At 67.8% G+C, this 8025-nt stretch carries 2 protein-coding genes; both read right to left on the bottom strand.

What is annotated here, in order from left to right; genetic code table 11:
• Positions 1-56 precede the first annotated feature (56 nt).
• A complete protein-coding gene (locus tag ABZ827_RS11795; RefSeq protein WP_357236130.1) occupies positions 57-6242 on the bottom strand; it encodes a type I polyketide synthase in 6186 nt (2061 codons plus the stop codon).
• 1050 nt (positions 6243-7292) lie between these two features.
• Positions 7293-8021 (bottom strand): nuclear transport factor 2 family protein, encoded by a 729-nt coding sequence (locus tag ABZ827_RS11790; protein ID WP_357236129.1) that lies wholly within the window; start codon positions 8019-8021, stop codon positions 7293-7295.
• Between the last annotated feature and the right edge of the window lie 4 nt (positions 8022-8025).

Below are 8025 nucleotides of genomic sequence, written 5' to 3'. Positions count from 1 at the left end.
GGGTTCCTCTATCTCGCCTTATTCGATTTCAAGCAGGTGTTTTCGCGATCACGCGGCTATCGGTTGCTCACAACGTCGCTCGCAATCGAGTGGAGCCATTGCCGAATCCCCGCTGCCGCGGCCGGCGCCGCGTCTTCGATGAGGGAGAAATGGTCGGCGGCTATGTGGACCGTGTCGCCGCGGTGCTGCCAATCCGGCACCGGCGCAGCGATATCGACGCCCGGTAGTCCGACCGTGGCCCGCAGGTTCAGCGTCGGCGCGGCAATCGAACGCGTACCGCGCTCACCGAAGATCCGCACATAATTGCCCATGGCGACCAGTGCGTGGTCGTCGATATCGATCAGTTCGTGGCCGCGGTCGAGCACCAGGCCGAGCGCGCCCGCGAAAACGGTGCCGATGGGGTCCTCGCCGTCCGGCGAGTAGGTATCGAGCATCGCGACACCGACCGGGCCACGGCCGCGCTCGTCGAGCCGTTCGGCGAGCGCGTGCGCGACCGCGCCGCCGATCGAGTAGCCGACGAGTACGAACGGGTGTTCACCCGTGGCGTTTTCGGTGACAACGGCAAGGTGGTCGAGCAGCGCGTCCCAGGTGGGCGGCATCGGTTCACCGACCCGGGTCCCCGGCAGCCGCAACGCGGACACACCGAATTCGGCGCCGAGTTCGCGCGCCAATCGGCCGAACTGGTGCGGTCCGTTGCCGACCAGGAACGACGGAATGCAGATCAGGTTGGGCCCGGCTCCGGCGCGTGACAGCAGCATGGGCGCCGAGACGCCATTCGCTGGGACCGGCTCATCGAAAGCGACACCGAGCCTGGCGCTTTCGATCAACAGCGGCATCACCGCGGTCGCGTCCCCGCGCCGATGGGCCGCCATCACCAGTTCCGTCAACCTGCCACGTACTCCCGTCGCGGCGGGCGGCGTCTCGTGCTCAGCCTCGACAACCCCCATCCGCGACCGCAGCAGTTGCGCGATCGCGGCGGCGGTCGGATGCTCGAACACCAGCGTCGACGGCAGAGACAGACCGGTGACGGCAGCGAGCCTGTTGCGGAACTCGACGCCGCCCAGCGAGTCGAATCCGAGTTCGGCGAACGGCACATCCGCGGCCACTGCCGCGGCCGACTTGTGTCCGAGGACGACAGCGGCCAGCGAGCGTATCTCCTCGAGGATGACCTCGTAGTGATCGTCCTGCGGCAGCATCTCCAAACGCCGCGCCAGCGAGCCGCGTTCACTGCCCGGCTGCGCCGCCGCGGGCGCGCGCACGATCTCGCGCAGCACCGGCGGCAGCACACCGGAGCGAGCGAGCGATGCGAGTGCGTCCATATCCAGCGACGCCGTCATCAGCAGCGAGTGGCCGGTGGCCAGCGCCTTGTCGAACATCGCCAATCCGGGCTCGGGGGTGATGGGCATCAACCCGAGTCGGGTGCGGATACGGCGAGCTATGTCCTCGGTATCCTCCTGATCGAGCACGCCTGCCATGCCCAGCGTCCACAGCCCCCATGCCAGTGAATGCGCGGGCAGGCCGGCTTCCCGGCGACGATGCGCGAGTGCGTCGAGGAAACGGTTCGCGGCCGCGTAGTTGCCCTGACCCTGACCTCCGAGTAGCGGGGCGGAGGAGGAGAACAGCACGAACGCCGACAGGTCGTGATCCCGGGTGAGTTCGTGCAGATGCAGCGCCGCGTCGGCTTTCGGCCGCATGACGCGGTCGACCTGCTCGGTGGTCAGCGTTTCGACGGTGCCGTCGTCGAGTACGCCGGCCGTGTGGATCACGGCGGTCAGCGGGTGTTGCGCCGGGATGGTCCGCAGCAGATCTCGCAGTGCGTCTCGGTCGGCGACGTCGCAGGCGGCCACCCGTACCTGCGCGCCCGCGGCCTCGAGATCGCCGACCAGATCCGCGGTCCCCGGGGCATCCGGCCCCCGCCGGGAAACCAGCAGCAGTCTCCGAACGCCATATGCCGTGACCAGATGTCGCGCCGTCAGCGCACCGAGACCTCCGGTGCCGCCAGTGATCATCACCGTTCCGCCGCCGAACGAGACCGGTGCCGTATCCGGCGCGGCAGCCCGCACCAGCCTGGGTACCAGGAGCGCGTCACCCCGCACTGCCACCTGCGGCTCACCGAGATGCACAGCTCGCACGACCGTCCCAGATGTCACCATCGTGGCGGCGTCGTGGTCGATCTGCACGATCCGGCCGGGATGTTCCGACTGGGCACACCCGATCAGGCCGGATACCGCCGCCGCCGCGGGATCACACGATTCGCCCGGTATTTCCGCGGCGTTGTGGGTCACGACGACCAGGGTGGATTTCTCGGATCGTTCGTCGGCGATCCAATCCCGGACCATCGTCAGTGCCGCGTCGACTCGCCGACGGGCTACCTGGGCGGCATCGCCCGCCGCCGGGACGTCGTCACAGCGCCAGACGACGATATCGGGTACGGACCGCACTGCGAGCAGCGCGCCCAGATCCGTATGCGCCTCGGCGCCCGGCATCGTCGTGGATCCCAATACCGTCACAGCAGAACTGTTCACGGCAACCGGCGTGGGTGCCGGCGTCCAGCGGAGGGTGTAGAGCGGATGTGCGGCAGCGCGATCACGGTGCAGGGTGCGGGCATCGACCGGGCGCGCGACGAGGGCATCGACGGCCACTACGGGCAGACCGTGCGTGTCGGCGGCATCTACTCGGATGGTGTTGCCGGTGCGGGCGACACGCACCCGCAGGGCCGTGGCGCCATCGCGGTGGACGCGCACCCCGGCGAACGAGAACGGCAACGGCACCCGGCCGTCGCCGGTATCGGCGAGACGGTCGATCGCGGTGTGGAATGCGGCGTCCAGCAAGGCCGGATGTACCCGGAACCGCCGCGCGTCCGTGTTCTCGGGCAACGACAGCTCCGCGAACACCTCCGCACCACTCATCCACGCGGCGCGCACCCCCCGGAATGCCGGGCCGTACCCGAAACCCATGTTCGCCAAGCGCTCGTACAACCGCGCCGAGTCCACCGGTTCGGCTCCGGCGGGCGGCCACACCCACCCATCCCACACCGCATCCGCCGCGCCGAGCGCGGGCGCCAGCACCCCTGCCGCGTGCGAGACCCACTCCGCGTCGTCGGACTGCTCACCGGAAACCCGGGAGTGCACGGCGAACCGGCGCCTGCCCGCGCCATCGGCGGGCTCCACACCGAGCTGAATATCGACCGCGGTGTCGTCCGTCAGCAGCAGCGGCGCTTCCAGCAGCAGTTCCTCCACGAACTCGACGCCGAGCCGGGCGCCCGCGGTCAGCGCCAGTTCCACGAATCCGGTCCCGGGCAGCAACACCGAGCCGAAGACCGCGTGATCGGCGAGCCACGGGTGGGTCCGTAGCGACAGCCGTCCGGTGAACAGCCATTCGTCCCGGCCTGCCACGGAGACGACGCCGGTCAGGATCGGATGATCCGACGACACCACGGAGGCGTCGGTGGCGAGCGGCTCCAACCAGTACCACTCACGCTGAAATGCGTACGTGGGCAACGACACCCGATGCAGCGGACGGTTCGCGAAGATCGGCCGCCAATCCACCTCGGCGCCGCTGACGTGCAGCTGCCCCAGCATCGTCACACACTGCGTCACTTCGTCGACCGAACGCCGCGCCCCGGCGGCAACCATCGAGCCCGCCTCGACCTCCGGATATTCGGCCAGACACTGGCGAGTCATGGATGCCAGCACCGCATCGGGGCCCACCTCCACGAAGCGCCGCACGCCGCCCGCGACGAGGGCATCGACGCCGGGCGCGAATCGCACACAACCGCGGACCTGCGCCACCCAGTACTCCGGATCGGTCACCTCGGCGCCGACGATACCGCCGGAGATGTTCGACACCATCGGAACGGTCGGCAGTCGATACGTAAGCCCCGCTGCCACCGAACGGAATTCGTCGAGCATCGGCTCCATCAGCGCCGAATGGAAAGCGTGACCGACCCGCAATCGTGATGTCCGCACACCCGCGTCGGACAGCTCGCGCTCCGCCGCTTCGACGAGGTCGGCAGCGCCGGACAGCACGACCGACGAAGGTCCGTTCACAGCCGCGACCGATAACCGATCACCGTGTACCGCGACGAGTTCGAGTGCCTCCTTCTCGGTCAGGGCGGCCGCGAGCATCGCGCCGCCCGCCGGCAGCGCCCCCATCAAGCGGCCCCGCGCCGCCACCAGCGCACACGCGTCCGCCAGCGACCACACCCCCGCGAGGTAGGCGGCCGTCAGCTCGCCGATCGAATGTCCGGCCAGCACATCCGCGGTCACGCCGAACGCCGCCGTCAACCGGAACAACGCCACCTCGAACGCGAACAGCGCGGGCTGCGTCCACTCCGTGCGATCCAGTGCGACATCGGCCGCGCCTATCCCCGGCGGCCGTATCGCAGCGCTGCCGGAGAACATCACCTCCCGCAACGACCCGCCCAGATGAGGATCGAACTGGGCGCAGACCTCGTCCAGCGCCGTCGCGAAATCCGGGAAGGCCGCATAGAGCTCCGCCCCCATCCCCACCCGCTGAGCTCCCTGCCCTGTGAACAGGAACGCCGTACCACCCGAGACGGACACGGCGGCCGCCGAGGACCCTGACGCCAGATCCGCCAATTCCGACGCCAGCTGTGCACGATCGCGCCCCACCACCACGGCGCGCCGATCCCATTGCGTCCTGTGCTCGACCAGCGACGACGCCACACTCCACAGGTCCGCATCCGGATTGTCGAGCAGCCACTGCCGCAACCGGCCGGCCTGGGCGCGCAGCGCCGCATCGGACTTCGCAGATACCAGTAACGGCAGCACATCCGTCGCGGCGGCGGGGCCCGCGGTGGTCTCCTCGGGCGGCGACGGGACGGACGCGGGCGCTTCCTCCAGAATCAAATGAGCGTTGGTGCCACTGATCCCGAACGAGGACACCCCGGCCCGCCGCACCCGCTCACCCGCGAGCCAGGGCTCCTCCTCGGTCAGCAATCGCACCGACCCCGCCGACCAATCCACATGCGGCGACGGCTCATCCACGTGCAGCGTTCTCGGCAGCATCCCGTGCCGCAACGCCTGCACCACCTTGATCACCCCACCCACACCCGCGGCCGCTTGCGAATGCCCGATATTCGACTTCAGCGATCCGAGCCGCAACGGTGTGCCGCGACGCTGCCCGTATGCGGAGATCAACGCCTGTGACTCGATCGGATCGCCCAGAGGTGTCCCGGTGCCGTGCGCCTCCACCACATCCACATCCGCCGGCTCGAGTCCGGCGGCCGCCAGCGCCGACGCGATGACCCGCTCCTGTGACGGACCGTTCGGCGCGGTCAAACCATTGCTCGCACCATCCTGATTCACCGCCGAGCCGCGAACGACGGCCAGAATTTCGTGCCCCGAGCGCCGCGCGTCCGACAACCGCTCCAGCACCAGCACGCCGACCCCCTCGGACCAGCCCACCCCGTCCGCGCCGGCCGAGAACGACTTGCACCGCCCGTCACGCGACAAACCCCGTTGCCGCGAGAACTCCACGAACAGCGACGGTGTCGACATCACGGTCACACCGCCGGCCAGGACCAGTGACGTCTCCCGGCGTCGCAGTGCCTGGGCGGCCAGATGAATCGCCACCAGCGAGGACGAGCACGCCGTGTCGACCGTCAGCGCCGCGCCTTCCAGTCCCAGCGTGTACGCCACCCGCCCCGACACCACGCTGCTCACCGATCCGGTGCCCGCGTGTCCCTCCGCGGCCGGGCCGGCGGCCTTGGCCGTGTGCTCGTAGTCGGTGTACATCACTCCGGCGATCACGCCGGTGTCGCTGCCCCGCAGCGAGGTGGGGTCGATACCGGCGCCTTCCAGGGCTTCCCACGAGGCCTCCAGAAACAACCGCTGCTGCGGATCCATCGCCGCCGCCTCACGGGGACCGATACCGAAGAACCCCGCATCGAAATCACCGGCGCCGGAGAGAAAACCGCCCTCGCGCGTATACACCTTTCCGAACCGGTCCGGATCGGGATCGAACAACCCCGCCACATCCCAGCCCCGGTCGGCCGGGAATTCGCCGATCGCGTCCGAGCCGGAGGCGACCAGATCCCACAGTTGCTCCGGCGACTCCACACCGCCCGGATACCGGCAGCTCATGCCCACGATCGCGATGGGCTCGACGCTCTGCTCCCGCAGCCGGGCGAGCTCCTCGCGACTCGACATGAGCTCCACGGTGACCTTTTTGAGGTACTCCAACATCCGTTCGGACGAGTCACCAGTGTTCGTGTCCACGTTCACATCCAGGGGTAGATCGAGGTTGCCGATGACGCCGGAACGATTCCGGCGTCGTCGGCCAGGGGATACCGCCGCCGTCCTCGAGCTTCGAGTGGCGCGGTGGTGATTCGGCGGATCGGCGGCAGACGGCCGGTCCGGCTAGATCCGGCGGTCGTGGTCGCCCTCGGCAACAACGAGCGAAGCGGAGCAACGGGAGCGCACGCGGTCCGCACGCAGTATCGGTCTGCGTCCGAGCGCCCGGACAACGGTGCCCGGCTCTTCCATGACGTGCGAACGTTCACCGAGGCCGATCGACACGGACTGGACTTTTGCTGCTTCCCCGGCACACAGTCCCGGCATCCCTATGTCCCTCATCGACATACCTCTCACGCTTCCGACGCCAGTCGACTCACAGCGATGTCGCCGACTGCCATCGTTCATACCCTTTTGGCATCGCCGCTCCGGCCGATCAATCGGCCGTCAATTCGAAGCGCCATTCAGCAGAAATCAGCCACGCACCGCGATACGAGCCGAGTATCAGGCGTTCCCAACATTGGGAATATAGGCTCCTGCTTCCATACCTGCCGGTTCCCGACCGACACCCCGACAACCGCCTGTAACACGGGCACGAACCGATCAGCAAGTCCGCTGACGAGCGGCTTCCCGGTTCGCGTCGGACACCCCCGCCGCAGGAACAGCGGATGTCGAAACGCCCGGATGCGGCCCCGCCGGACGCTGGGCCCATGCGTTCCGATACCGCCCGCATGGCGGCCGGAACACTTTTTCCGGCGGCTGCGGAAATATGCTCAGAATATACAAAGATCAGGAATTCTCGTCACTTCCGGTACACATACGATCGAGGACGAAAACAGCTGAGCGCGACGGACATTACCGATGTCGAGTCACGCCCGGAAAAGGTTTCACAATGACGACACTCACATCCCAGGATACTTCCTGGGAGCTCCGCGATCTCCGGGGCCGACTTCCTGCGTATGGTCCTGTGGATACTGCAGTTCTGGCGATCGAACTCCGTCCGGCGCCCCGGTCCCGAGCGCAACGGACAGCCGATCAGAACTTGATGCGCTGCAGCAGGGCCGGAATCTTCGATGCCGACATGAGGGCCTTGAACTGCCAGCTGTCGTCGCGCGGGAGGATCCCGCCGCGCTGGGTGACGTCGAAGGCGTCGTAGAGGGTTTCGCCTTCCTCCATCAGACCGTCGGCGTTGAAGTGGTAACGGTCGACCGCCGGGCACTGGATGAAACGGCCGGTCCCGTACAGCACGGGCGCGCTGTCGTCGTAGGGGTAGAGACGCAGCGGCCCGTCCCAGTGGCCGCTGCCGATGTAGCGGATGACGATCCGGACCTTTTCGTCGGGCATGACGTCGAGATAGACCTGGTCGGGCAGCGGATCGTAGCGCCAGTCCGGGATCGCGTCGAAGAAGGCGAAGTTGTATTTCACGAATTCGTCGATGCCGACGATGGTGCGGCCGAAGGTGGTGACGTCGGTATAGCGGACATCCGGCGCGTACAGCTCGTCGTTGATGCTCATATCGCGCGCCAGGAAACTCCACCAGTACTTCTTCGCCCACTCCATCAGCCAGGACAGGTCGAGGCCGAGTTTGCCGTAGTACTCCAGCTTCCGGTCGAACTGTACGAACCACTCCTCGGTGGTGGCCTGCAGTTCCGGCTCCGGGATCACGCGGATCGGCACGGCGCGATTCCCGTCCAGGAACTCGGGGGCGGGCCGGGCGAGACGGGGCCGGCGGAGAGCTTGCTGGAACTTTTCCTCACTGAACACGGCA

The sequence above is a fragment of the Nocardia sp. NPDC019395 genome (assembly GCF_040632335.1).
Taxonomy (GTDB): domain Bacteria; phylum Actinomycetota; class Actinomycetes; order Mycobacteriales; family Mycobacteriaceae; genus Nocardia.
Note: the sequence above shows the minus strand (reverse complement) of the source record. Positions and strands in the feature narration are given on the sequence as shown.